Here is a 23,148-nt window from a genome sequence, read left to right as displayed (position 1 = left end):
CCCGCTGTCACTGGATGTCGGTGCCGGACAGGCCGGCAGGCAGCGCGGCCGGCAGCCACGCCTGGCCCGCGAAGGCGCCCATGTGGCCGCCGGTGCGGATCACGAGCCCGCTCGTATCGACGGACACGGGCGCGCGCCAGCCGCGCGCCGCGTGCGCGGCCTGGACGCCGGCGGTGTACTGCGGGAAATAGCTGCCGAGCAGCGACGCGAGGTCCGGCATGCTCGGCCCGCGCCAGGCAAGGCCGAACACGGTGCCCGCGGGGCTCGTGTATTCGTGGATGACGGTGCCCGATCCGAGCGTGATCTCGCGGACGGTGTAGGCGGCCGTGTTCGCCTGCGCGCCGTCGGCCGAGCGCATCGCGCGCTGCATCGCGCGCACGGTGGCGGCGCGATCGTCCGCCGGCGGCGACATCGGCGCGCCGCCCAGTTCCGCGTGTGCGTGGACGCTCCACAGCACACCCATTGCAGCCGTCGCGTGCGCGGCGGCCCAGCCCAAGCGTTTCAGCTTCACGTTCCCCCCCAAAGGGACTGGCTTCGTCGCCGGCGGGCCCCATCAGGCTCGGCGCCACCGGCCAACATATGAAAGTCGTAAAAATGACGCGTCGTTACTGCTGACGCGTAGTATGCCTGCGGAGTGTGCCGGAGTGTCAAATCGTCGCGGCACGAAGGGCACGAAGGGGCACGAATGGCACGACGGGCGCACCGGCCCCGCTCCCGGCCGGTGGGGGGAAACCGGCAAGAACCACGCACGTCGGGCCGCTCCGCGACAGGGAGCGGTGCCGATGCGATGAGAAGCCGCGGGGCCGCCTCAGAAGCCGAGGCTTGCGAGCAGGTCGTCGACCTGCCCCTGATCCTGCACGACGTCGGACTTGCCTTCCGGCGCGATCTGCGGCCCATTCAGGAGCGACTCGGGGCTGCCGGTCGCGCTGATCTGCTCGGCCGCGAGCGCGGCGGCGGTCGCCGCGAACTGCTCGCGCCGCTCGGGCGCGATGTTCTCGACGAGCACGGTGAGCAGCTGCTGCTCGATCAGGTAGACCATGTCCATGATCTTCTTGATCACCTGCCCGGTCAGATCCTGGAAGTCCTGCGCGAGCATGATCTCGAGCAGCTGCGCGCTGGTCGCCGACGTCGCGTCGGGCAGCGCGTGCAGGAACGTGCGCGTGTCGTCCATCAGCTCGCGCACTTCCGCGTGCTCGATCGGCGCCGCGTACCACTGCGTCCAGCGCGCGTCGAGCGCCTCGGCCTCGTTCTGGATGCGCTCCTGCACCGGCTTCGCGATCTCGATCGCGTTCAGCACGCGCACGGCCGCCTGTTCGGTCATCGTCGCGACGTAGCGCAGCCGGTCGCGCGCATCGGGCACGGCTTCCGCCGCGCGCTCGACGTGCTTGTCGAGCCCCAGTTCGCGCATCGAGTCGCGCAGCGCGCGCGTGACCTGGCCGATGCGCGCGAGGATCCGGTCGCTCGCGAAATCGGCGCCTTCGGCGTGGCTGTCGGCGCTGAACGCCGCGCTGGCGAGCGCTGCATGGATCGGCTGGTTCACGTCAGCTCCCGGCCTTCGCCATCTTGTCGATGATCTTGTTCAGCTTCTCGTCGAGCGTCGCGGCCGTGAACGGCTTCACGACATAGCCGCTCGCGCCCGCCTGCGCGGCCGCGATGATGTTCTCCTTCTTCGACTCGGCCGTGACCATCAGCACCGGCAGGTGCGTGAGCGTCGCGTCCGCGCGAATTTCCTTCAGCATCGCGAGGCCGTCGAGGTTCGGCATGTTCCAGTCGGAGATCACGAAGTCGAAGCCGCCGCCGCGCAGCCGCGCGAGGCCGGCCGCGCCGTCCTCGGCTTCGTCGACGTTCGTGTAGCCCAGTTCCTTGAGCAGGTTGCGGACGATCCGGCGCATCGTCGGGAAATCGTCCACCACCAGGATTTTCATGCTCTTGTCCATCGTCGTTCCTTTCCAGATTCGTTACCGTCAGGGCCCGTAGCAACCCACGTGCCCCGTGACATTTGATTCAGACGCGCTGCACCCTATCGCCCATCGTCGCCAGGCGCGCCATCACGCGCCGGCTCATCTCGGCCAGCGAGACGACCTCGTCCGCCCCGCCGAGCGCGATCGCCTCGCGCGGCATCCCGAACACGATGCAGCTCGCCTCGTCCTGCGCGAACGTGTGCGCGCCCGCGCGCTTCATGTCCAGCAGGCCGGCCGCGCCGTCGCGGCCCATCCCCGTGAGGATCACGCCGATCGCGTTCTTGCCCGCGTGCTGCGCCGCCGAGCGGAACAGCACGTCGACCGACGGCCGGTGACGGTTCACCGGCGGCTCGTCGGACAACTGCGCGATGTAGTTCGCGCCGCTGCGCGCGAGCAGCAGGTGCGCGTGGCCCGGCGCGATGTACGCATGGCCCGGCAGCACGCGTTCGCCGTGCTCGGCTTCCTTCACCGCGATCCGGCACAGGCCGTTCAGCCGCTGCGCGAACGACTTGGTGAAGCCGGGCGGCATGTGCTGCGCGATCAGCACCGCCGGCGCATCCGGCGGCAGCGGCGTCAGCACCTCGCGGATCGCCTCGGTGCCGCCCGTCGACGCACCGATGATGATCAGCTTCTCGGTACTGACGAGCGGGTTGTTGATCATCGGCGCGGCCGGCTGGCCGCTCGCCGTGGGCGCGGCGGCCTGCGGCTGCGGCGTCTGGCGCACGCGGGCGCGCGACGCCGCGCGGATCTTGTCCGCGAGCTTTTCCGCGTAGTCGAGCATGCCGTCGCGAATCCCGACGCGCGGCTTCGTGACGAAATCCACCGCGCCGAGTTCGAGCGCGCGCAGCGTGATCTCGGAGCCGCGCTCGGTCAGCGACGACACCATCACGACCGGCATCGGCCGCAGACGCATCAGCTTCTCGAGGAAGTCGAGCCCGTCCATGCGCGGCATTTCGACGTCCAGCGTCAGGACGTCCGGGTTGTGCTGCTTGATGAGATCGCGCGCGACGAGCGGATCGGGCGCGGTCGCGCACACCGTCATGTCGGGCTGGCTGTTGATGATCTCCGTCATCAGGCTGCGGATCAGCGCCGAATCGTCGACGCACAACACTTTGATCTTCTGCACTGCGGTCATGCCTCCTGCTTTCTCGAAAGGTTGGCCGCGCTCGGGCTGCCGGCGTACGGACTGCCGGTCTTGGCATTCGTCGTCTGCGCGCCGCCGGCGCCGCGTGCGCCGAACAGCTCGATGCGCGGGCGCGCCGGCGGCGGCGCGGCCGGCCGCTTCGCCGCGAACAGCTCGACGTGCGCGCGCTGCCGGCCGGCGCGCACGCGGTCGGCCTCGCGCGCCAGCGCGGCTTCGCGCTCGGTCACGCCCGGCACCTGCAGCCGCAGCTTCTTCACCATCGCGCGCCCGGTGCGCGGCATGAACGCGACCTTGCGCGGGTGCACGCCCTGCAGATCCTCCGCGGTGATGCGGATGCGTTCGAGCGCGAGATAGCGGCGCACGAAATCCGCGTTGCGATCGCCGATGTTGATCGTCGTCATCCCGGCCAGCACGGCCGCGCCGCCGAACACCTTCGCCTCGAAGCGCTCGCGGCGCCCGCCCGCCTTGATCAGCTCGTTGATCAGCACTTCCATCGCATACGCGCCGTAACGCATCGAATCCGATGCGGCCGCGCCGGCATCGGCGCCGTCGTCGGGCAGCATGAAGTGATTCATCCCGCCGATGCCCGCGAGCGGGTCGTGCAGGCACGCGGCGACGCACGAGCCGAGCACGGTCATCAGCACCATGTCCTCGGACGTCGTGTAGAACTCGTTCGGCAGCAGCTTCACGCCCGGGCGTTCGAAGTGGTTGTCGAAGTAGCGATTGGTCGCGATCGGCAGGCCGCTCATTCGCGTTCTCCGTAAGCGAGCGCGGCACGCGCGGGCGCGCGCGGCGGCGCTGCGGCGGCCGGCGTCGCGCCGCGCGGGCGCGAGCCTTGCGCGGCATCGCGCGTCAGTTCGTACACCGTCTGCCCGCGCAGCCGGAACGCCTGCGACACGTACGTGAAATTCTCCGAATGCCCGGCGAACAGCAGCCCGCCCGGCTTCACGAGCGGCTCGAAGCGCGACAGCACCTGCCCTTGCGTCGGCTTGTCGAAATAGATCATCACGTTGCGGCAGAAGATCGCGTCGAACGGCTTCGCGATCCCGTAGTCGGCATCGGTCAGGTTCAGCTGCTCGAAACGGATCATCGCGCGCAGTTCCGGGCGCACCTTCACGCGGCCGGCCTGCGCGCCGGTGCCCTTCAGGAAGAAGCGCTTGAGCCGCTCCGGGCTCAGGTGCTTGACCTGGTCGTACGTATAGATGCCGGCCTCGGCTTTCGCGAGCACCTGCGTGTCGAGGTCGGTCGCGAGAATCGACGCACCGCGCGCGGCCGATTCGCCGAGCGCCTCGATCAGCGTGATCGCGATCGAGTAAGGTTCCTCGCCGGTCGACGCCGCCGAACACCACACCGACACGGGCGCCGCACGCCCCTTCACGAAGTCGGCCAGGATCGGGAAATGGTGCGACTCGCGGAAGAACGCGGTCAGGTTCGTCGTCAGCGCGTTGGTGAACGCCTCCCACTCGAGCGGATCGTCCTCCTGCTCGAGCAGGTCGAGGTAGTCGCGGAACGTGTCGAGGCCGCGTGCGCGCAGCCGGCGTGCCAGCCGGCTGTACGCCATGTCGCGCTTGTGCTCGGACAGCGAGATGCCTGCGCGTTGATGGATCAGCGCGCGGATGCGTGCGAAATCCGCGCCGGTAAACGCGAAGTCGCGCCCCGGCTCGCCCGCGCGGGGCGAGGTATCCGGTGCATCGGGTCGAAACGGTGCGCGCGCGGACGGCATGGCTTAGAAGGTCTCCCAGTCGTCGTCGGACGCACCGGCCGCGGCCAGCGCCGGCTTCTCGCCGTTCAGCGCCGGACGCACCAGCGCGGGCTTGTCGGCCGGCTTGGGCGAAGCTGCGGCGCCCTTCGCGAGACGCGGGCCGTAGCCGCCGGCGGCCGGCGCGTCCTTCGACGCGCGTGCGGCGGAATCCGTCGCGGGCTTCGCTGCATTGCGCGTCGCCGGTGCCGCGGCATGCGGCGCGGGCGCCGCGCGGCGGGCCGGCTGGGCGGCCGGTTGCGCTGCCTGCGGTGCGTGCGCCACCGGCGCGGCTTCGTGACGGCTCTCCGACGGCGACGCCGGGGCCTGGGTTTGTGCGGCCGGGCGCGCCGCGCCGCGCACCGGCGCCATCGCGATGCCGCCCGTGACGCGCCAGCTCGACACGATCGCCTTCATCTGGCGCGTCTGCTCCTCGAGCGACGCGGCCGCGGCCGCGGCCTCTTCGACGAGCGCCGCGTTCTGCTGCGTGACCGAGTCCATCTGGCCGACCGCGCGATTGACCTGCTCGATGCCGGTCGACTGCTCGTCCGACGCGGCGCTGATCTCGCCCATGATGTCGGTCACTCGGCGCACGGCCTGCACGATCTCGTCCATCGTCGAACCGGCCCGCGCGACGAGCGCCGACCCGCTTTCGACCCTCTCGGCCGAATCGCCGATCAGCTGCTTGATTTCCTTCGCGGCGCTCGCGCTGCGCTGCGCCAGCGAGCGCACTTCGCCCGCGACCACCGCGAAGCCGCGGCCCTGCTCGCCGGCGCGCGCGGCCTCGACCGCCGCGTTCAGCGCGAGGATGTTGGTCTGGAACGCGATGCCTTCGATCGTGCCGATGATGTCGACGACCTTGCCCGAGCTCGCCGCGATGTCCTGCATCGTCGACACGACCTGGCCGACGACTTCGCCGCCGTGCGTCGCGATGTCGGACGCGTTCACCGCGAGTTGGCTCGCCTGCCGCGCGTTCTCCGCGTTCTGGCGCACGGTGCCCGTGAGCTGCTCCATGCTCGACGCGGTTTCCTGCAGCGACGCGGCCTGCTCCTCGGTGCGCTGCGACAGGTCGGTGTTGCCGGTCGAGATTTCGCGCGCGCCGACGTCGATCGACTCGGTGCCGCGATGCACGGCCTGCACCATCGTCGTCACCGCGTCCTGCATCCGCTTGATGCCGCCGAACAGCCGGCCGATCTCGTTGGTGCTGGACACGTTCACCGGCTGCGTGAGGTCGCCGCCGGCGATGCGCTCGAAGTGCGCGATCGCGTCTTCCAGCGGATTGATGATCAGCCCGCGCATCGCGAAGCGGATCGCGATCACGACGACGAACGCGATCGCGACGCCGGCCGCGATCAGGCCGATCATCATCGAGATCCGCGACTGCGTCGCGGCCTGGCGGTCTTCCGCGCGCTTCTGCAGCGCCGCGACCACGGCCGCGGCCGCCTGGTCGTACGCGACGAACATCGGGCTGATCTTGGTGTCGGCGACCGCGTGATAGGCGGCCATGTCGCCCGCGCGCGCGGCCGCGAATTCCGGCTCGACGCCTTCCTTCACGATCGTCGCGTAGCGCGCGGCGAGATCGTCGACGAGCGCCTGCTCGATGCCGAACTTCGGCGTCGCCTGGAACGCCTGCCAGTTCTGGTTCGACTTCGTATACAGCTCCTGCGCGCGCTCGAGCACCTTGCTCGCGTCGGCCGTGTTACCGGCCTCGGTCAGCGAGCGGAAGCGGTCGAGCGACACGCGTGCGCGCAGCAGGTACGACGACGTGTCGTCGAGCGTATGGATCGCCGGCAGATCGACGTGCGCGATCTCGTCGAGCGAGCGGCTCGCGTGATCGAGCGCGTAAAGGCCGAGGCCGCCGACCGCGGCGGCCAGGCCCACGAGGATGAGTCCGACCGCCGTGAGCGTCGTGCGGATCGACCAGTTATGCAACATTGCAGATTCTCCCGAAATTCCTGCGTGCGCGGCGCACTTATCCGCCGAGCGTCTCGATCAACGCCATTTCCCGGCTCGACATCAACTTCTCGATGTCCATCAGGATCAGCATGCGGCCGTCGACGGTGCCGAGGCCCGTCAGGTACTCGGTCGTCAGCGTCGCGCCGAACTCCGGCGCCGGCATGATCTGGTCCGTCTGCAGCGTCAGCACGTCCGACACGCCGTCGACCACCATCCCGACCACGCGGTTCGACACGTTCAGGATGATCACGACGGTCTGGTGGTCGTACTCGACGCGGCCGAGATGGAACTTGATCCGCATGTCGACGATCGGCACGATGATGCCGCGCAGGTTGATCACGCCCTTGATGAACTCCGGGGCGTTCGCGATGCGCGTGACGCTGTCGTAGCCGCGGATTTCCTGCACCTTCAGGATGTCGATCCCGTATTCCTCGTCGCCGAGCGTGAAGACGAGGAACTCCTGCCCCGTCGCATCGCCATGCGCGGCGTCGCGGCCTCTGGTAGCCGCGTTCGCCGCGGCCGGATTGATCATTTGGACTTCAGCAGACACGTGTGCCCCCAATCGGTTGAATGGCGAGAGTCAGAAGATCGCGAGCTCGGCGCCGACTCGGGCGCCGTGCATCGCACGGGTTTCGCGGTTCAGCGCCGCGACGTCGACGATCAGCGCGACACTGCCGTCGCCGAGGATGGTCGCCGCCGAGATGCCGTGCACCTTGCGGTAGTTGGTTTCGAGGTTCTTCACGACCACCTGCTGCTGGCCGACCAGCTCGTCGATCAGCATCGCGAAGCGGCGCCCCTCGGTTTCCATGATCGTGACGATCCCCTGGGTCGGATCGGTGCGCGCGTCCTCGACCGAGAACACCTCGTGCAGCGCGACGAGCGGCAGGTATTCGCCGCGCACGCGCACCACGCGCTCGCCGTTGCCGACCGTGTAGATATCGTCGTTCGACGGCTGCAGCGACTCCATCACGAAGTTCAGCGGCAGGATGAAGATCTCGCTGCCGACCTTCACCGACATCCCGTCGAGGATCGCGAGCGTGAGCGGCAGCACGATCCGCGTGGTCGTGCCGCGGCCGGCCTGCGACGAGATCTCGACATGGCCGCCCATCGACTGGATGTTGCGCTTCACGACGTCCATCCCGACACCGCGGCCCGACACGTCGGTCACGGTCTCGGCGGTCGAGAAGCCCGGCGCGAAGATCAGCTGCCACACTTCGTCGTCGCTGATGTTGTCGGACACCTGCATGCCCTGCTTCGCGGCCTTCGCGAGGATCCGCTCGCGGTTCAGGCCGCCGCCGTCGTCGCTGACCTCGATCACGATGTTGCCGCCGTGATGCGCGGCCGACAGCACGAGCTGGCCGACCGCGTCCTTGCCGGCGGCGACGCGCTTGTCGACGGTTTCGATCCCGTGATCGAGGCTGTTGCGCACGAGGTGCGTGAGCGGGTCGATGATCCGCTCGATCAGGCTCTTGTCGAGCTCGGTCGCCTGGCCGAACGTGACGAGCTCGACCTGCTTGCCGAGCTTGCCGGCCAGGTCGCGCACGAGCCGCGGGAAGCGGCTGAACACGTAGTCCATCGGCATCATGCGGATCGACATCACCGCTTCCTGCAGATCGCGCGCATTGCGCTCGAGCTGCGCCATCCCGTTGAACAGGCGGTCGTGCAGCGCCGGATCGAACGCGCTCGCGGTTTCCGCGAGCATCGCCTGCGTGATCACCAGTTCGCCGACCAGGTTGATCAGCTGGTCGACCTTCTCGACGCCGACGCGGATCGAGCTGCCTTCGGCGCCCGCTGCGGCGCCAGCCGGGCGCGGACGCTTGTCGTCGTGATGGGCGGCGGCCGGCGCCGCGGGTTCGGCGTGCGGTTGCGGTGCCGGCTGCGGCGCCGGTTGCACGGCAGCGCCCGGCTGGGCCTGCGGTGCGGCGGCGGCCGGTGCGGCACCGGGGGCTTGTGCGAATACCTCGACCCGCGCGGCCGGCTCCGGCGCGGCGGCCGGCGCGGCTAACGATTCGGCGGCCGGCGCGGCGGCCGGCGCCGCCGGTGCGGCCGGCGCGGTGCCGCGCGCGATGCGGATCTGGCTGTCGTCGATCACGAAGCAGCACACGGCGGTGATGTCGTCGGACGACACGTCCGATTCGAGCCACAGTGTGAGGTCGGCGCCCGCTTCCTCGCGGCCGACGATCCGGCCGAGATTGCCGAGTTCCTCGGTGAGCAGTGCCTGGTCCTTCGGGTCGACACCGACGAGCGTGATCTTCAGGTGCGGGCCGTCCGCGCCGACGTCGGCCGCCGGATGTGCGGCGGCGACCGCCTGCTCGACCACGTGATCGGGCGCGCCGTTGCTGCCGGCGGCCGGTGCCGGCGCCGGTGCAGCCGCCACGGCCGCCACGGCCGGCGCGACGTCGTCGGCCGCGGGCGCACCCGCGCCGCTCTCGGCCTTCAGGCGTTCGAGCTTCGCGCAGATCGTCGCGGCGGCCGCCGCGTCCGGTTCCGCGCTCGCGCGATAGTCGACCAGCTGGTCGGACAGCACGTCCTTGGTTTCGAGGAACGCATCGACCATTTCCTTGGTCAGCGTCAGCTCATGGTTGCGGGCGCGGTCGAGCAGCGACTCGAGGATGTGAGTCGTCTCGGTCAGCGCGGAAAAGCCGAACGTCGCGGCGCCGCCCTTGATCGAATGCGCGGCGCGAAAGATCGCGGCCAGGTCCTCGGGGTCGGGCGAGCCGACGTCGAGGTTCAGCAGCAGCTGCTCCATCTGCGCGAGCAGCTCGTCGGCTTCGTCGAAAAAGGTCTGGTAGAACTGCGTGATGTCGAGAGTCATGCCCGGTCACCGGTTGGATTCGTCGCGTTCATGTCAGGAGGCCGTCTGCTCGGACAGCGTCGCGACCAGGTCGACCAGCACGGCCGGGTCGATCGGCTTTTCGATCCAGCCGGTCGCGCCCGCTTCGCGCGCGGCGTCCTTGAATGCATCGCTGCCTTCGGTCGTCAGCACGAGGATCGGCGTGTCCGCGTACGCGCTCAGCTTGCGCAGCGCGGCGATCACCTCGAGCCCGCTCCTGCGCGGCATGTTCTGGTCGGTCAGCACCAGGTCGTACGGCACGGTGGCCGCCATGTCGAAACCGGCCTCGCCGTCCGGCGCCACCGTCACGTCGTAGCCGGCCTGCGCGAGCGTCGCCTGCAGCAGCGCACGCATGGTCGCGGAGTCGTCGATCGCGAGAATGGTCCGGATCATGTGAGCCTCCGCGGGGCCGCCGCGACGGCGCAGCAGGCAATGCGCGGAGCATCGCTTCGCGCCTGTGCGTCCGGCCGGCTTTGCAGAGCCGGCCGTGGGCGGCCGAGCGCCCCCTCGGGGGGCAGCGAACAAAGTGAGCGTGTCGATCGTTTCATGCGTGTCTCGGAATCGGGGAAACGTCAGGGTTTCGGCGCCACGGCGACGGCGCTCGCGAGCTCCGGTCGCGCGGCCGGCGTCGGGCCGCCGAGCTGCTGGGCCAGCAGCTTCGAGCCCGCCGCGTCGGCCGACAGCGTCGTGGTCGTCGCGTCGTCGCGCATCAGCGCGTCTTCGGATTTGCGATTCAGCACGATCACGCTGATCCGACGGTTTTCCGGATCGAGCGGATCGGCCTTGTTCAGGTTCTGCGTCGACGCGAGGCCGAGCACGCGCAGCACCTTCGACTCGTCCATGCCGCCCGTGATCAGCTCGCGGCGCGACGCGTTCGCGCGGTCGGCCGACAGCTCCCAGTTGCTGTAGCCGCCTTCGCCGCCCGCGTACGGCACCGCGTCGGTGTGGCCCTGGACGATGATCCGGTTCGGCACGTCGTTCAGCGTCTTGCCGATCTCGCGCAGGATGTCGCGCATGTACGGCTCGACGTGGTCGCTCGACATCGCGAACATCGGCCGCTTCTGCGAATCGACGATCTCGATGCGCAGCCCCATCAGCGTCGAATCGATGCGGATCTGCTGCTTGAACTGGCGCAGCGTCGGGTTCGCCTCGATCGCCGCCATCAGCTTGATCTGCAGGTCGTGCAGGCGCGCCTGTTCGAGCCGGTCCTGCGCGCCTTGCGCCTGTGCGCGCGAATTCTGGTCGCCCGCTTTCGCGACGCGATCGGCCAGCGACGTCGTGCCGTCGGTGCGGCGCAGCGTGCCGGCGTCGGCGCTCGACAGGTCGCGGCCGCCGCCATTGATGATGCTGGAGTCCTGCGAACTGCGATCGCCGCTGCCGAACAGCGCGGCCTTCAGCGGCGTGTTGAAGTACTCGGCGATTCCCTTCAGCTGCACCGGCGTGACCGAGCTCAGCAGCCACATCAGCAGGAAGAACGCCATCATCGCGGTCATGAAGTCCGCATACGCGAGTTTCCATGCGCCGCCGTGATGGCCCTTCTTCTGCGGGGCCACCCGTTTCACGACGATCGCGCGATCCTTGCCATTGCTCATCGAACGCTCCGCGTCACTTTGCCTTCACGCGGCGCACGTGCTCTTCGAGCTCCGTGAACGACGGACGCTCGGTCGAGAACAGCACCTTGCGGCCGAACTCCACCGCGATCGCCGGCGCATAGCCGTTCAGGCTCGCGAGGATCGTCACCTTGATGCACTGGAACATCTTGGTGGACTCGGCGACGCGCTGCTCCGCGAGGCTCGCGAGCGGCCCGATCAGCCCGTACGACAGCAGAATCCCGAGGAACGTGCCGACCAGCGCCTGCGCGATCATCGCGCCGAGCACCGCGGGCGGCTTGTCGGCCGACGCCATCGTGTGCACGACGCCCATCACGGCCGCGACAATCCCGAATGCCGGCATCGCGTCACCGACGCGCATCAGCGCGTGCGCGGGGCCTTCGCCTTCCGTGTGGTGCGTCTCGATCTCCTCGTCCATCAGGCTCTCGATCTCGAACGCGTTCATGTTGCCGCCCACCATCAGGCGCAGGTAGTCGGTCAGAAATTCGACGATGTGGCGATCGGCGAGGATCTTCGGGTATTGCGTGAAGATCGGGCTCTTGTCCGGATCGTCGATGTCGGCCTCGAGCGTCAGCGTGCCTTCCTTGCGCGCCTTCGCGAGCAGCACGTACAGGAGCGCCATCAGCTCCATATAGACGTCCTTCGTGTACTTCGAGCCCTTGAAGAGCGTCGGCAGCACGAGCAGCGTCGCCTTGATGGTCTTCATGCCGTTGCCGAGGATGAACGCGCCGACGCCCGCGCCGGTGATCATCAGGATCTCGAGCGGCTGGACCAATGCGCCCAGATGCCCGCCTGCCAGCGCATAACCGCCGAAGACGGACAACAGCGTCACGAGTGTTCCCACGATAATCAGCACTGCCTGTCCCTCACGAAAGAACCGGCGGGGAGACCGCCGTTAATCAGGTTTACGGCAGTCGGCAGGAAAACTTTCGCGGCGGCGCCGCGGTGGCGCGGCGGTGTTTACCAGCAAGCCCCGGCCGGTTCGCGCGGGCCGCGGCAGCCGTCCCGCTGCCGCTCGGCCCCGCCCGGCGCCGTTCAGGCCGCGGCGGCAGCCAGTTCGGCGCGCGCGGCGGCGGCCTTGCGGGTCTTGCCGGCGCGCGACGGCGGCTGGCAGAGGCCGCACACGAAACCTTGATGTGGATCATGCGCATGGGCGACGAAGTGGCCGCCGCAGCGCGTGCACGGGGTCATCTGCAGCATCCCCGAGTCGAAGAAGCGCACGAGCGTCCATGCGCGCGTGAGACTCAGCGCGGCCTCGTCGCCGGACAGGTTCACGTGCTCCTGGTAGAGCCGGTACGCCTTCACGATCGACTGGATCGGATCGCAGCGGCCGTGGTCCTGCATGAACCGGTAGATGTTGTAGAACAGCGACGAGTGGATGTTCGGCTGCCACGTCATGAACCAGTCGGTCGAGAACGGCAGCATCCCCTTCGGCGGCGACACGCCCTTCAGCTCCTTGTACAGCTTGATCAGGCGATCGCGCGACAGGCTCGTCTCCGCCTCCAGCAGCTGCAGGCGGGCGCCCAGTTCGATCAGTTCGATGGCGAGGGTGATTTCCTTCACCTCGATCACGACGCTTTTGCTTGCCATGGTGAATAACTGTCCGCTTGACGTGGTTCGGATGAGTGGCCAATACGCCGCCCGCCGGCGCGGCGCGCCGGGACGAACGCAAGGCGAAAAAAGGATCAGCGGACGCTTTCGACCGGCTGGCCGGCCATCAGGATGGCCGAGTGCGCGTGCGTGACGACGTCGCTGCGACCCTTGTCGGCGAGCGACGACAGCAACGCGTGGTCGTCGAAGCGGAAACGGCACAGGATCTGGTTCGACGCGGCGAGCTTCACGGTCTGGGCGAGCGTGAGGTTCGCGAGCACGTCGGCGAGTTCCTGGGAAACGCCCATGCGGAACATCCCCATCGCTTTGTCTTCCCGCAGCAGTCGTTGCGCGAGGAGGAGGTACGACAGGTTGACCTCTTTGATCTCACTGAGCATTTCGCTGGTGGCGCTCATGATTCCCCCGTTAAAGAGCTTTGCTGTTGGCCTTTCATGTTATGAAAACGTTTGCTCGGTCGGGCCCTACTAAGCTCCGCCGGCACGTTTATCAGTCTTACAGGGCGAATTTTGGCCAAACCGCATTTATGTCGGTATCAGCGAAGTGGCGTATGCCGCGCAGGATTTGTCTGTAAACCGTGTAGGAATTTTTCCGACAAGGCGAATTGAAAGGGGACAAAAGGCGGGGCAAATAGGGGCGCGAATTCGTCGGAGATGCGGTTCCGCATGGGACGAATCCGGCTGGAGGCCGTCCGGCAAGGCTGCCGGCGGTGAATCGGTAAAAATTATAGTGGTTTTTCACGATAGCGCAACAATAGTTGCGTCTGTCTCGCGTGATGATTCCGGACCCTTTTTATCCGGGTTTTCTCGTATTTCACGGTGTAACAAGCCTTAAGTGTTTGAAAAAACACTCGAACCCTTCTAGGCGATATCGATAATGGACTCAAACGGGCGGCGGCGTGAGGCGCACCGCCCCGCCCCCGCAGCTTGCCGCCCGGCGTCCGGCGCATCCTGCCCCGGACCCGGCCACGTACCGCTCAGAGCGTGCGTCGGCGAGTTCCGTAACCTTGTATCGGACCGGCATGCGCATCGAGCGCCCACGCCGGTCGACACCGGAGAACGCCCATGCGTATTGCCCAGATCGCGCCGCTTTACGAAGCTGTCCCGCCCAAACTCTACGGCGGCACCGAGCGTGTCGTGTCCTACCTCACCGAGGCGCTCGTCGAGCTCGGCCACGATGTGACGCTGTTCGCCAGCGGCGACTCCGTCACGTCGGCCCGTCTCGAGGCGGCATGGCCGCGCGCCCTGCGGCTCGACCCGTCGATCCGCGATTCGATGGCGCCCCATATGCGCCTGATCGAGCAGGTCGCCCGTGTCGCGCATGAATTCGACGTGCTGCACTTCCACCTCGACTACCTGCCGTTCTCGCTGATGTCGCGCCTCGACACGCCTTACGTGACGACGCTGCACGGCCGCCTCGACCTGCCGGAGCTGCAGCCGGTGTTCGACGCGTTCCCGAATTCGCCGGTCGTCTCGATCTCGAATTCGCAGCGCAAGCCGCTGCCGCAGGCCGCGTGGGCCGGCACCGTTTATCACGGGCTGCCCGACACGCTGCTCACGCCGCAGCCGCACGTGAAGCCCGAATACCTCGCGTTCCTCGGTCGGATCTGTCCCGAAAAGCGGGTCGACACGGCGATCCGGATCGCCGCGAAAAGCGGGCTGCCGCTGAAGATCGCCGCGAAGGTCGACAAGGCCGACGCCGACTACTTCAAGGAAGTGATCGAGCCGCTGCTCGGCGAGGCGCATGTCGAATTCATCGGCGAGATCAACGAGGCGCAGAAGCCCGCGTTCCTGTCCGGCGCGAAAGCGCTGCTGTTCCCGATCGACTGGCCGGAGCCGTTCGGCCTGGTGATGATCGAGGCGATGGCCTGCGGCACGCCGGTCGTCGCGTTCAACCGCGGCTCGGTGCCGGAAGTGATCGAGGACGGCGTGACGGGCTTCATCGTCGAGGACGTGCAGGGCGCGGTCGGCGCGCTGCACCGGATCGACAGCCTGTCGCGCGACGCGATCCGCGCACGCTTCGATACGCGTTTCAGCTCGAAAGCGATGGCGCGCCGTTACGTCGAAACCTACGAATCGCTTTGCACGGCGGCAAAACGGCCGACCTTGCGCCAGGTCGCGGGCGCCTGACGCCGCGAAATTCGTCAGGAAATATTCCGTAAAATTCGCGCCGAAATCGGCGCGGAAAAACCAAAGAGCCGCATCGTCGATGCGGCTCTTTCTTTTTGCGCGGTCATTCGATCAGGAAACGATCGCGGTTTTTCCCGACGATCCAATTTGGCGGCTTGCCGCGTCCGCTCCAGGTTGCACCCGACTTTGGATCGCGGTACTTCGGCGGCAGCGGCGCCTTTTTCGGCGGACGCCCGCGCCGCGCGCGCTCCACGAAGCCCAGATCCTGGGCCGTGAGGCCATATTCGGCAATCATTCGCTGGACTTCGGCGATCACCGTCGCCACTTCCTGACGGCGCACGTCGTCCGCCTGAGCTTGCAGATCGGCGATCTGCGCCTTGAGTTTCGCGTATTGAGACATTTTTCGACTCCCTTTTTCCATGATGCGGCTCCGGCGAGTCCGGCCGGAACACCAACACCCGTTACGTCGTCCGCACTGCCGCCCTGCTCTTCAAAATTAATGCTGCCATCTTTAACCGATTTGGCTATATGGAGAATGCGGACTTATTCTAATAAAGGCCATTCGCCAGCATTCAAATTTAACAATCGTTGACCCTCTTGAACCCGATTCATTTCCTATAATCCAGACCAATTCCGGGCGGCGGAATAAATCATCCGCCCGCCCGTTTGTCTTCAACCCACTTGAACGAGGTCCCTACATGAATCTTTCTCAGCGTCTGGCTGCAGAGGCATTCGGCACGTTCTGGCTGGTGCTCGGCGGGTGCGGAAGCGCCGTGCTGGCCGCCGCCTTTCCGGGCCTCGGCATCGGCTTTGCCGGCGTCGCGCTTGCATTCGGCCTGACCGTGCTGACGATGGCATTCGCGATCGGCCATATTTCGGGTTGCCATTTGAATCCGGCTGTGAGTGTCGGACTGACGGTCGCCGGCCGCTTCCCGGCACGCGATCTCGCGCCGTACATCGTCGCGCAGGTGGTCGGCGCGACGCTCGGTGCGTTCGTGCTGTACCTGATCGCGACCGGCAAGCCGGGCTTCGACCTCGTCGGCGGCGGCTTTGCGACGAACGGCTTCGGCGAGCGCTCGCCCGGCCACTACTCGCTCGGCGCGGCGTTCATCTGCGAAGTCGTGATGACGGGCTTCTTCCTGTTCGTGATTCTCGGCGCCACCGACAAGCGCGCGCCGGCCGGCTTCGCGCCGATCGCGATCGGCCTGTGCCTGACGTTGATTCACCTGATCTCGATCCCGGTCACCAACACGTCGGTGAACCCGGCCCGCTCGACCGGCCCCGCGCTGTTCGTGGGCGGCGAGGCGATCGGCCAGCTGTGGCTGTTCTGGATCGCGCCGATCATCGGTGCGGCCATCGCCGGGATCATCTATCCGCTGGTCGCGGGGCGTGACAACGCCGTCGACCTGCTGCCCGCATCCGCTCGCACAAGCGAATAAAACACTACGGGGTGACGCGAGCAGAACAGCGAGCCTCACGCTGGCGAAGAACATCGAGGCAGGTAATTTGGACGGGCGCCGCTGGCGCCCGTTTTTCATTTGCGCTCAGGAAGCGGCGACGCCGTCGACGGTGTCCTCGAGCGAGAACAGCGTGCGCAGGTGGCGGGCGACGCCCGCGTCGAAGTTGTTGCCGATCCGCGGGATGTGCGGCAGCTGCGCGATCAGGTCGGGATTCGCGTTGTTCATCATGAACGCGTGACCGGCCGTTTCGAGCAGGTCGATGTCGTTCATGTTGTCGCCGAACGCGATGCAGTGGCCGGTATCGACGCCGAGCCGCGCGAGCACCGCGCGCAGTGCGCGGCCCTTCGACACGTTCGCGGTCATCACTTCGAGGCAGTCGGGCAGCGAGTACGTGACGTACAGCGCATCGCCGAACTGCACGCGCATCTGCTCGGCGACCACCGCCAGATCGGCCGGCTCGCCGATGTACAGCACCTTCGCGATGTCCGCGCCGTCGTGCGCGGCCATGTCGATCACGTCGTACCGGAAACCCGAATCCTGGTGGAATTCGAGCAGGTGCGGCGCTTCGCGGTCGATCAGCCAGCCGCGGTCGGTGAACAGGTTGACGATCACGCGCCCGTGCGCGCCGGTCACGCCCGGCTGCACGAGGCCGCGGACGATCGCGGGGTCGATGTCCTGCGCATGGATCGCCGTGTCGTCCGGCGCATGCACGCGCGCACCGTTCGACGTGATCAGGTACGGCCGGATGCCCAGCACGTCGCGGATGCCGGCGACGTCCGCGTAATGGCGGCCTGTCGCGATCACGAACTGCAGGCCGTCGCGATCGAGCCGGCGGACGGTCTCGATCGTGTACGGATCGAGCTGATGGTCGCTGTTCAGCAGAGTGCCGTCGAGATCGGTGGCGATGACTTTGTACATGGGAGCGGGGAAATGGCGCGCAGGATGCTGCGGAACCGCCATTTTAACGTCGCGCCCGGTGGGGCGTCGGGCGGTTGGTCGAACGGGGGTGGGGCGGGGAGAGGGGTTTCAAGCCGTTTAGGCTTGCGCGCGTTGCCCGTTCGGAGTGGCCGGCTTGCTTGCCATCCGGTTGGTCTGCTCGGGCTGCTCGGGCTGCTCGGTTTGCTCGCGCTGCGCAGTCCGCTCAGCTCGCCCACCTGCTCCAGCCGGTCAGCCCAGCCCACGCACCGCGCCCGGCCTCCTCAAACCACTCACCCCGCTTCAGCCGCCCGCAACGCCTGCAGCGCGAGCTGCAACGCGCCGTGCGCGGAATCGTCGAGCGGCGCGCGCAGCCGGCTCGCGTGACGTGCCGGCACGGCCGGTGCAAGCGCGTCGGCCAGCCCACCGCACAGCGCGACCGGCAGCGCCTGCTGCGGATCGAGCGCGTCGATCATCTTGCCGATCTCGTCGCCGGCCTGCGCGATCAGCGCGGCCGCATACGGATGGGTGCGGTGCGCGAGCACGATCGGGGCGAGGCGCGCATAGATCGTCTGGTTCGCATCGCACGACCACTGGACGAGTGCGTCTCGATCGTGCGCGCCCGTCTCCGCGAGCAGCGCGCCGGCGAACGCGTCGCGCGGCGCACGACCGTCGAGCGCCTGCTGGGCGTACGCCAGCGCGCGCAGCCCGAGCCACGCGCCGCTCGCTTCGTCGCCGGACGGGAAGCCGAAACCGCCCGCGATGCGGCAGTCGCCCGCCGCATCAAGCGCCGCCGCGATGCTGCCCGTGCCGAGTGCGACGATGAGGCCCGGCGCACCGCCGTGCGCGCCGACGACGGTCGTGTAGGCGTCGCTCTCGACCGCCAGCGCGCCGAGCGGCGCCTGCGCGCGGAACGCGGCGAGCCACGCGGCATTGTTGACGCCCGCCAGCCCGCAGCCGAGCGCGCACTGCGCCCAGTCGAATGCGAGCCCGGCCCGCGTGAATGCGTCGGCACAGGCCGCGCCGATCGACGCCCACGCCCGCTCGATGCCGAGGCCGAGGCCCGACGGGCCGCCGCGACCCTGCGCGAGCTCGCGCCCGTTCCGGTCGGCCAGCACCGCGCGGGTGCCGGTGCCGCCGCCGTCGATGCCGATCGCAAAAAGTAATGCCGTCATGCGTTGATCCTGCTGATTCGAACAGGCGCCAAGCTTAACCGGATCGGCGCCGCACGCCCATCTGCCGTTCGGCCAGCTATGCCGTGAATGGGCCTTCCGCTATGCTGGCACGATCGAATCGACACTGGAACGAGGCGGATGATGTCGCAGCGGTGCAACTGGGTAAAGACGGAAGCGGATGCTCACTATCACGATACCGAGTGGGGCGTGCCGTCACATGACGATCGCCACCTGTTCGAAATGCTGATTCTGGAAGGCGCGCAGGCGGGGCTGTCGTGGTCGACGATCCTGAACAAGCGCGCCGGCTATCGCGAGGCGTTCGCCGACTTCGATGTCGACGCCGTCGCGCGCTTCACGCCGAAGCACATCGAGAAGCTGCTCGAGAATCCCGGCATCGTGCGCAATCGCGCAAAGGTCCAGTCCGCGGTGACCAATGCACTGGCCGTGCAACGCATTCGCGACGAACACGGGTCGCTCGCGCACTTCCTGTGGTCGTTCGTCGATCACATGCCGGTGCAGAACGCCTGGCAGTCGTATCGCGACGCGCCCGCGTCGACCGCCCAGTCGGACGCGCTCAGCAAGGCGCTGAAGGCGTATGGCTGCAAGTTCGTCGGCTCGACGATCTGCTATGCGCTGATGCAGGCAACCGGGATGGTCAACGACCACGAGGCCGGCTGCCCGTGTCACGCCAAATGCGCGGCGCTCGGCGGCAAGCAGCAGCCGGCACGGCGCCGCAAGACCGGCTGACGGCGACGGCGCCGCTGCGCGCGGCCGGCGGGACTTCGCCGCACCGGGCTTCCTGGTCGTCAATGCCGGCGCGCTACCTGCCACGCATCGCCTGCCACGACGTGACGCCGCGCGCATCGATCGACAACGTGCTGAACCGCCGTCGCCGGGAAAACCCCAGCCCCGAAGCCCATTCCCACCCCCCAAAAGCAAAACGGCGGAGCGGCTTCTTTCGAAGCACGCTCCGCCGTTTCGCGGCGAACCGACAGACGCTCTTAGTGGAGCTTCTTCGGCAGCATCTGGCTGCGCAGGCGCTTGTGCAGGCGCTTGACGGCTGCTGCCTTCTTGCGCTTGCGGACTGCGGTCGGCTTTTCGTAGGACTGGCGTTCGCGCAGTTCAGCGATCAGGCCATTTTTTTCGATAGCACGGCGAAAGCGGCGAATCGCCACTTCGAACGGCTCGTTTTCTTTCAGAAGAATCGTCGTCATGTCGTTCCTAAATTGCTTAAACGGTCAAAAACGTAGCGGCCAAGCGCCACGCACCGGCCATCCGGGCGTCCCCACAACAGGCGAAACGAGCGGAAATACGGCCTCGGAGGCCGGAAAAGAGAGGCGGAAAGCACCGCGGGTACGCTTCACAAGCCACGTGCAGCGCCGCGTTTGACTGCCAGCAAGAATGCCGAGACGGCACAGGCGTGACAGAAAATCTCAATTCAGCCCGCCATCATATCAGGAAATCACAGACAAAACCATCCTTTTGTCGATGCCGGTTCGCCGTCCGACGCGGCGCGGCCACACGAGCCGCCCAACGAGACCCGCACGCAGCCCGGCCGAAATCGCTGCCAGCCACGCCGGACGCGGACTTCGCGGCGACGCGACTCTTCGGTCCCGAATTTCCTCGAACATCTCTCTAAAGTTTTCGCCGGGTGCCGCCGTCAACCAGGAAAGGCGGGCAGCGCCACTCGCGATAAAGCGCAACGCCGAAAACGACCCTGTCTGTACTCAGGCATTTTCCAAAAAGAGGAAGCAAATGCTGAACATCAATACCAACATCCTTTCGCTGACGACGCAGACGAACCTGTCGGGCTCGCAAAGCGCCCTGTCGCAAGCGATCAACCGCCTGTCGTCGGGCAAGCGCGTGAACACGGCAGCCGACGACGCGGCAGGTCTCGCGATCTCGACGACGCAAACGGCCGCGATCAACGCGCTGACGCAAGGCGTCTCGAACGCGAACAACGGTATCTCGATGATCCAGACCGCAGCCGGCGCGCTGCAGTCGACCGTCGACAACCTGCAGCGTATCCGTACGCTGGCAGTCGAATCCGGCGACGGCTCGCTGGACTCGAACGCACGTGCAAACCTGCAAGCTGAAGTCACGACGCGTCTGGGCGAAATCGACCGCGTGGCAACGCAAACGACGTTCAACGGCCAGACCATCCTGAGCAACGCCGGCAACGTCACGTTCCAGGTCGGCGCATCGGCGAACCAGACCGTCGCCGTCAACTTCGGCGCGACCGTGTGGACGAGCACGGGCGCAGGCCTGAGCCTGAGCGGCCTGACGGTCAGCGACCAGACGAGCGCACAGTCGGCAATCACGGCAATCGACACGGCACTGAAGAACGTCAACACGTTCCAGGCAACGCTGGGTGCAGCACAGAACACGTTCCAGGCTGCAATCACGACGACGCAAACGCAGGCAACCAACATGAGCGCAGCGCGTTCGCAGATCACCGACGCGGACTTCGCGACGGAAACGGCGAACCTGAGCAAGGCGCAAGTGCTGCAGCAAGCCGGCATCTCGGTGCTCGCGCAAGCGAACTCGCTGCCGCAGCAGGTCCTGAAGCTCCTGCAGTAATCGGGAACATCCGCGCCGGGCTCGCCGCCCGCGCGCACGGCGTCGTCCGCGTTGCGGCGCGCGACGGCGCCGGTCCGGTACACCGGACCCGACACTCCAGGGAGGCTTGCCTCCCTGCTTGCATTGAAATCGAAGCACGGCGACCCGCCGGAACGCGCGCAACCGCGCAAACGACTGGAGCACCCGCATGACCACGACGAGCACGAGCACGAGCACGACCGATATCGGCAGTCTTCTGGCGCAGGCCGGACAATCGATCATCAGCGGCGCGACCAATTCGACGCTCGACGTCAGTTCGCTGGTGTCCGCGCTGGTCACGGCCAAGACCGCCGGTCAGACTCAAACCCTCACAACCAAGCAGACGCACGACAACACCGAGCTGTCCGCGGTCGGCAAACTGAAATCGGCGCTGTCCGCGCTGCAGACCGCGATCGCCGGTCTCGCGAACGGCTCGACGCTGAGCGGCCTCGCGGCGACCGCGAGCGGCACCGGCATCACCGCGTCGGTCAAGAACGGCGGCGGGGCGGTAGCCGGCTCGTACGCGGTCAACGTCACGCAGCTCGCGACCGCGAACAAGCTGTCGTCGGCGGGCATCACGGCGTCGGACACGATCGCGGCCGGCTCGCTGAGCATCACGCTCGGCAGCAACGCGGCATTCAACGTCAACGTCGCGGCCGGCGCGTCGCTGTCCGACATCGCGACCTCGATCAATACGACGGCCGGCAACCCGGGCGTCACCGCGTCGGTCATCACTGGCTCGGACGGTCAGCATCTCGTGATCCAGTCGAACAACACCGGCGCGGCCAACACGGTGTCGGTGAGCGGCACCGGCGTGAACGCGAAGCTGACGTCGGGCTACTCGACCGTGACCAAGGCCGCGGACGCGCAATTGACCGTCGACGGCACGCCGGTGAGCAGCGCGTCCAACAGCGTGTCGGGCGTGCTGACGGGCGTCACGCTGAACCTGACGCCGGCCGCGCTGAACACGACCCAGACGGTCACGCTGTCGCAGGACACGACGGCCACGACGAGCGCGATCAACGCATTCGTCAACGCATACAACGGCTACGTGACGACCGCGAAGTCGCTGTCGTCGTACGATCCGAACACGTCGACGGCAGGTCCGTTGCTCGGCGACGCGATGCTCAACACGATCTCGAGCGGCCTCGCGACCGCGATCAGCGGCGGCGTCAAGACGGGCAGCCCGAGCACGACCTATTCGCTCGCGGCGATCGGCATCAACCTGCAGGCCGACGGGACGCTGCAGGTCGACTCGACCGCGCTGAACACCGCGCTCACGTCGAACAGCCCGACCGTCGCCGCGCTGTTCAACACGACGAACGGCGTCGGCCAGACGCTGAACAAGCTGGTCAACACGTACACGCAGGCGAACGGCCTGATCGACCAGCGCACCACGGCGCTCAATGCGGACCTGAAGAACCTGTCCAACCAGGCGACGCAGCTGAAGAACTATTCGGATCAGCTGACCGCGCAGTACAACGCGCAGTTCACCGCGCTGAACAACCTGATGGCGACGATGGCGAACAACACGAAGTATCTGACGCAGCTGTTCGGCGGCACGAACAGCGCCGGCGCGCTCGCCACCAACAAGTAAGCCGCCTGTTCGCAGGCCGCATCCGGACGACGACCATGACGACCGATACGCTGAATCAAGCGCTCCATCTGACCCACGCGATGCAGTCGGCCACCGCGCTGCGCGACTGGGAACGCGTCGCGGCGCTGGCCGACGCGCGCTCGCCGCTGTTGATGGGGCTATCGCCCGAGCAGACGCCGGAAGCGCTCGACACGATCCGGCGGATCATGGAGATCGATGCGTCGATCGCGCAGGACGCGCAGGCCGATCGCGATCAGCTCGCGCAGCAATTCACCGCATCGCGCGAGCGCATTCGCGCGGCCGGCCTCTATCAGGCGACCGGCATGCTGTAAGCCCCCGAACAACAACGCGCGCCGCCGTCGAGCGTGCGCCGATGTCGTAACGTCTAGTCGCCTTCGGGCGGCTATTTTTTTGCGTGAAGAAA

The 23,148-nt window shown here is 67.4% G+C and carries 24 protein-coding genes; 6 read left to right on the top strand and 18 right to left on the bottom strand.

The features are described 5' to 3' along the window. Positions 1 to 7 precede the first annotated feature (7 nt). The 14 genes from BAMB_RS00890 to flhD form a co-directional block, all read right to left on the bottom strand. A complete protein-coding gene (locus BAMB_RS00890) occupies positions 8 to 511 on the bottom strand; it encodes a DUF2844 domain-containing protein (protein ID WP_011655688.1) in 504 nt (167 codons plus the stop codon). A 297-nt stretch (positions 512 to 808) separates the two neighbouring features. Continuing rightward, a complete protein-coding gene (gene cheZ, locus BAMB_RS00885) occupies positions 809 to 1,540 on the bottom strand; it encodes a protein phosphatase CheZ (protein ID WP_011655687.1) in 732 nt (243 codons plus the stop codon). A 1-nt stretch (position 1,541) separates the two neighbouring features. After that, positions 1,542 to 1,937, bottom strand: a complete 396-nt coding sequence (gene cheY / locus BAMB_RS00880) for a chemotaxis response regulator CheY (protein ID WP_006754880.1) — start codon at positions 1,935 to 1,937, stop codon at positions 1,542 to 1,544. Positions 1,938 to 2,004: 67 nt separating this feature from the next. After that, positions 2,005 to 3,096: a protein-glutamate methylesterase/protein-glutamine glutaminase gene (locus tag BAMB_RS00875; RefSeq protein WP_006754881.1), complete on the bottom strand. Its 1,092-nt coding sequence runs from the start codon at positions 3,094 to 3,096 to the stop codon at positions 2,005 to 2,007. Further along, complete coding sequence (cheD, locus tag BAMB_RS00870; RefSeq protein ID WP_011655685.1) at positions 3,093 to 3,854, bottom strand: chemoreceptor glutamine deamidase CheD; 762 nt, start codon at positions 3,852 to 3,854, stop codon at positions 3,093 to 3,095. The genes BAMB_RS00875 and cheD overlap by 4 nt, the downstream gene beginning before the upstream one ends. After that, a complete protein-coding gene (locus tag BAMB_RS00865) occupies positions 3,851 to 4,828 on the bottom strand; it encodes a CheR family methyltransferase (RefSeq protein WP_006755985.1) in 978 nt (325 codons plus the stop codon). The genes cheD and BAMB_RS00865 overlap by 4 nt, the downstream gene beginning before the upstream one ends. Positions 4,829 to 4,831: 3 nt before the next feature. Next, on the bottom strand, positions 4,832 to 6,778 hold the full coding sequence (locus BAMB_RS00860) for a methyl-accepting chemotaxis protein (protein ID WP_011655684.1): 1,947 nt from the start codon (positions 6,776 to 6,778) through the stop codon (positions 4,832 to 4,834). Between the two features lie 37 nt (positions 6,779 to 6,815). Further along, positions 6,816 to 7,331, bottom strand: a complete 516-nt coding sequence (gene cheW / locus BAMB_RS00855) for a chemotaxis protein CheW (protein WP_011655683.1) — start codon at positions 7,329 to 7,331, stop codon at positions 6,816 to 6,818. Between the two features lie 48 nt (positions 7,332 to 7,379). Next, entirely contained in the window at positions 7,380 to 9,614 is a 2,235-nt protein-coding gene (gene cheA / locus BAMB_RS00850) for a chemotaxis protein CheA (RefSeq protein WP_011655682.1), read from the bottom strand. 33 nt (positions 9,615 to 9,647) lie between these two features. Next, on the bottom strand, positions 9,648 to 10,025 hold the full coding sequence (locus tag BAMB_RS00845; protein WP_006755772.1) for a response regulator: 378 nt from the start codon (positions 10,023 to 10,025) through the stop codon (positions 9,648 to 9,650). Between the two features lie 179 nt (positions 10,026 to 10,204). Then, complete coding sequence (gene motB / locus BAMB_RS00840) at positions 10,205 to 11,224, bottom strand: flagellar motor protein MotB (RefSeq protein WP_011655681.1); 1,020 nt, start codon at positions 11,222 to 11,224, stop codon at positions 10,205 to 10,207. A 13-nt stretch (positions 11,225 to 11,237) separates the two neighbouring features. Continuing rightward, a complete protein-coding gene (motA, locus tag BAMB_RS00835; protein WP_006762546.1) occupies positions 11,238 to 12,098 on the bottom strand; it encodes a flagellar motor stator protein MotA in 861 nt (286 codons plus the stop codon). A 179-nt stretch (positions 12,099 to 12,277) separates the two neighbouring features. Beyond that, the gene (gene flhC / locus BAMB_RS00830; RefSeq protein WP_011655680.1) at positions 12,278 to 12,832 is read right to left on the bottom strand and encodes a flagellar transcriptional regulator FlhC; all 555 of its coding nucleotides are present in this window, start codon (positions 12,830 to 12,832) and stop codon (positions 12,278 to 12,280) included. 95 nt (positions 12,833 to 12,927) lie between these two features. After that, positions 12,928 to 13,248, bottom strand: a complete 321-nt coding sequence (flhD, locus tag BAMB_RS00825; protein ID WP_006751074.1) for a flagellar transcriptional regulator FlhD — start codon at positions 13,246 to 13,248, stop codon at positions 12,928 to 12,930. A 666-nt stretch (positions 13,249 to 13,914) separates the two neighbouring features. On the opposite strand from flhD, the gene BAMB_RS00820 reads away from it, so the two are divergent. Next, positions 13,915 to 14,979: a glycosyltransferase family 4 protein gene (locus BAMB_RS00820; protein WP_006751073.1), complete on the top strand. Its 1,065-nt coding sequence runs from the start codon at positions 13,915 to 13,917 to the stop codon at positions 14,977 to 14,979. Between the two features lie 103 nt (positions 14,980 to 15,082). Here BAMB_RS00820 and BAMB_RS00815 read toward each other — a convergent pair whose 3' ends face one another. Beyond that, positions 15,083 to 15,379, bottom strand: coding sequence for an H-NS histone family protein (locus tag BAMB_RS00815; protein WP_006751072.1), 297 nt, complete (start codon positions 15,377 to 15,379; stop codon positions 15,083 to 15,085). Between the two features lie 298 nt (positions 15,380 to 15,677). On the opposite strand from BAMB_RS00815, the gene aqpZ reads away from it, so the two are divergent. Continuing rightward, complete coding sequence (aqpZ, locus tag BAMB_RS00810) at positions 15,678 to 16,418, top strand: aquaporin Z (protein WP_011655679.1); 741 nt, start codon at positions 15,678 to 15,680, stop codon at positions 16,416 to 16,418. A 105-nt stretch (positions 16,419 to 16,523) separates the two neighbouring features. Here aqpZ and BAMB_RS00805 read toward each other — a convergent pair whose 3' ends face one another. Both BAMB_RS00805 and BAMB_RS00800 read right to left on the bottom strand, forming a co-directional pair. Then, positions 16,524 to 17,357 carry a Cof-type HAD-IIB family hydrolase gene (locus tag BAMB_RS00805; protein ID WP_012362821.1) on the bottom strand — a complete coding sequence of 278 codons (834 nt, stop codon included), beginning with the start codon at positions 17,355 to 17,357 and terminating at the stop codon, positions 16,524 to 16,526. A gap of 290 nt (positions 17,358 to 17,647) precedes the next feature. Next, positions 17,648 to 18,529: a glucosamine kinase nucleotide-binding domain-containing protein gene (locus BAMB_RS00800; RefSeq protein WP_011655677.1), complete on the bottom strand. Its 882-nt coding sequence runs from the start codon at positions 18,527 to 18,529 to the stop codon at positions 17,648 to 17,650. A gap of 141 nt (positions 18,530 to 18,670) precedes the next feature. Here BAMB_RS00800 and BAMB_RS00795 point away from each other — a divergent pair, with 141 nt between their 5' ends. Beyond that, complete coding sequence (locus tag BAMB_RS00795) at positions 18,671 to 19,276, top strand: DNA-3-methyladenine glycosylase I (RefSeq protein WP_011655676.1); 606 nt, start codon at positions 18,671 to 18,673, stop codon at positions 19,274 to 19,276. 254 nt (positions 19,277 to 19,530) lie between these two features. On the opposite strand, the gene rpsU is transcribed toward BAMB_RS00795, so the two are convergent. Then, entirely contained in the window at positions 19,531 to 19,743 is a 213-nt protein-coding gene (gene rpsU / locus BAMB_RS00790) for a 30S ribosomal protein S21 (RefSeq protein WP_006401410.1), read from the bottom strand. 541 nt (positions 19,744 to 20,284) lie between these two features. Here rpsU and BAMB_RS00785 point away from each other — a divergent pair. From BAMB_RS00785 to BAMB_RS00775, 3 genes are all read left to right on the top strand, one after another. Continuing rightward, positions 20,285 to 21,109, top strand: coding sequence for a flagellin domain-containing protein (locus BAMB_RS00785; RefSeq protein WP_006751066.1), 825 nt, complete (start codon positions 20,285 to 20,287; stop codon positions 21,107 to 21,109). Between the two features lie 187 nt (positions 21,110 to 21,296). After that, entirely contained in the window at positions 21,297 to 22,724 is a 1,428-nt protein-coding gene (fliD, locus tag BAMB_RS00780) for a flagellar filament capping protein FliD (RefSeq protein ID WP_011655675.1), read from the top strand. Positions 22,725 to 22,759: 35 nt separating this feature from the next. After that, the gene (locus BAMB_RS00775) at positions 22,760 to 23,056 is read left to right on the top strand and encodes a flagellar protein FliT (protein ID WP_011655674.1); all 297 of its coding nucleotides are present in this window, start codon (positions 22,760 to 22,762) and stop codon (positions 23,054 to 23,056) included. Positions 23,057 to 23,148 lie beyond the last annotated feature (92 nt).

The sequence above is a fragment of the Burkholderia ambifaria AMMD genome (genome assembly GCF_000203915.1).
Classification (GTDB): domain Bacteria; phylum Pseudomonadota; class Gammaproteobacteria; order Burkholderiales; family Burkholderiaceae; genus Burkholderia; species Burkholderia ambifaria.
Note: the sequence above shows the minus strand (reverse complement) of the source record. Positions and strands in the feature narration are given on the sequence as shown.

Bases quoted from the DNA above. Each gene is read 5' to 3' on its own strand.
- BAMB_RS00865 (WP_006755985.1), bottom strand. From the start codon at position 4,828: ATGCCGTCCGCGCGCGCACCGTTTCGACCCGATGCACCGGATACCTCG.
- BAMB_RS00800 (WP_011655677.1), bottom strand. From the start codon at position 18,529: ATGACGGCATTACTTTTTGCGATCGGCATCGACGGCGGCGGCACCGGC.
- cheY (WP_006754880.1), bottom strand. From the start codon at position 1,937: ATGGACAAGAGCATGAAAATCCTGGTGGTGGACGATTTCCCGACGATG.
- BAMB_RS00815 (WP_006751072.1), bottom strand. From the start codon at position 15,379: ATGTCTCAATACGCGAAACTCAAGGCGCAGATCGCCGATCTGCAAGCT.
- BAMB_RS00845 (WP_006755772.1), bottom strand. From the start codon at position 10,025: ATGATCCGGACCATTCTCGCGATCGACGACTCCGCGACCATGCGTGCG.
- cheA (WP_011655682.1), bottom strand. From the start codon at position 9,614: ATGACTCTCGACATCACGCAGTTCTACCAGACCTTTTTCGACGAAGCC.
- rpsU (WP_006401410.1), bottom strand. From the start codon at position 19,743: ATGACGACGATTCTTCTGAAAGAAAACGAGCCGTTCGAAGTGGCGATT.
- BAMB_RS00775 (WP_011655674.1), top strand. From the start codon at position 22,760: ATGACGACCGATACGCTGAATCAAGCGCTCCATCTGACCCACGCGATG.
- motB (WP_011655681.1), bottom strand. From the start codon at position 11,224: ATGAGCAATGGCAAGGATCGCGCGATCGTCGTGAAACGGGTGGCCCCG.
- aqpZ (WP_011655679.1), top strand. From the start codon at position 15,678: ATGAATCTTTCTCAGCGTCTGGCTGCAGAGGCATTCGGCACGTTCTGG.
- BAMB_RS00820 (WP_006751073.1), top strand. From the start codon at position 13,915: ATGCGTATTGCCCAGATCGCGCCGCTTTACGAAGCTGTCCCGCCCAAA.
- BAMB_RS00860 (WP_011655684.1), bottom strand. From the start codon at position 6,778: ATGTTGCATAACTGGTCGATCCGCACGACGCTCACGGCGGTCGGACTC.
- fliD (WP_011655675.1), top strand. From the start codon at position 21,297: ATGACCACGACGAGCACGAGCACGAGCACGACCGATATCGGCAGTCTT.
- BAMB_RS00785 (WP_006751066.1), top strand. From the start codon at position 20,285: ATGCTGAACATCAATACCAACATCCTTTCGCTGACGACGCAGACGAAC.
- flhC (WP_011655680.1), bottom strand. From the start codon at position 12,832: ATGGCAAGCAAAAGCGTCGTGATCGAGGTGAAGGAAATCACCCTCGCC.
- BAMB_RS00795 (WP_011655676.1), top strand. From the start codon at position 18,671: ATGTCGCAGCGGTGCAACTGGGTAAAGACGGAAGCGGATGCTCACTAT.
- flhD (WP_006751074.1), bottom strand. From the start codon at position 13,248: ATGAGCGCCACCAGCGAAATGCTCAGTGAGATCAAAGAGGTCAACCTG.
- cheD (WP_011655685.1), bottom strand. From the start codon at position 3,854: ATGAGCGGCCTGCCGATCGCGACCAATCGCTACTTCGACAACCACTTC.
- BAMB_RS00875 (WP_006754881.1), bottom strand. From the start codon at position 3,096: ATGACCGCAGTGCAGAAGATCAAAGTGTTGTGCGTCGACGATTCGGCG.
- cheW (WP_011655683.1), bottom strand. From the start codon at position 7,331: ATGATCAATCCGGCCGCGGCGAACGCGGCTACCAGAGGCCGCGACGCC.
- BAMB_RS00805 (WP_012362821.1), bottom strand. From the start codon at position 17,357: ATGTACAAAGTCATCGCCACCGATCTCGACGGCACTCTGCTGAACAGC.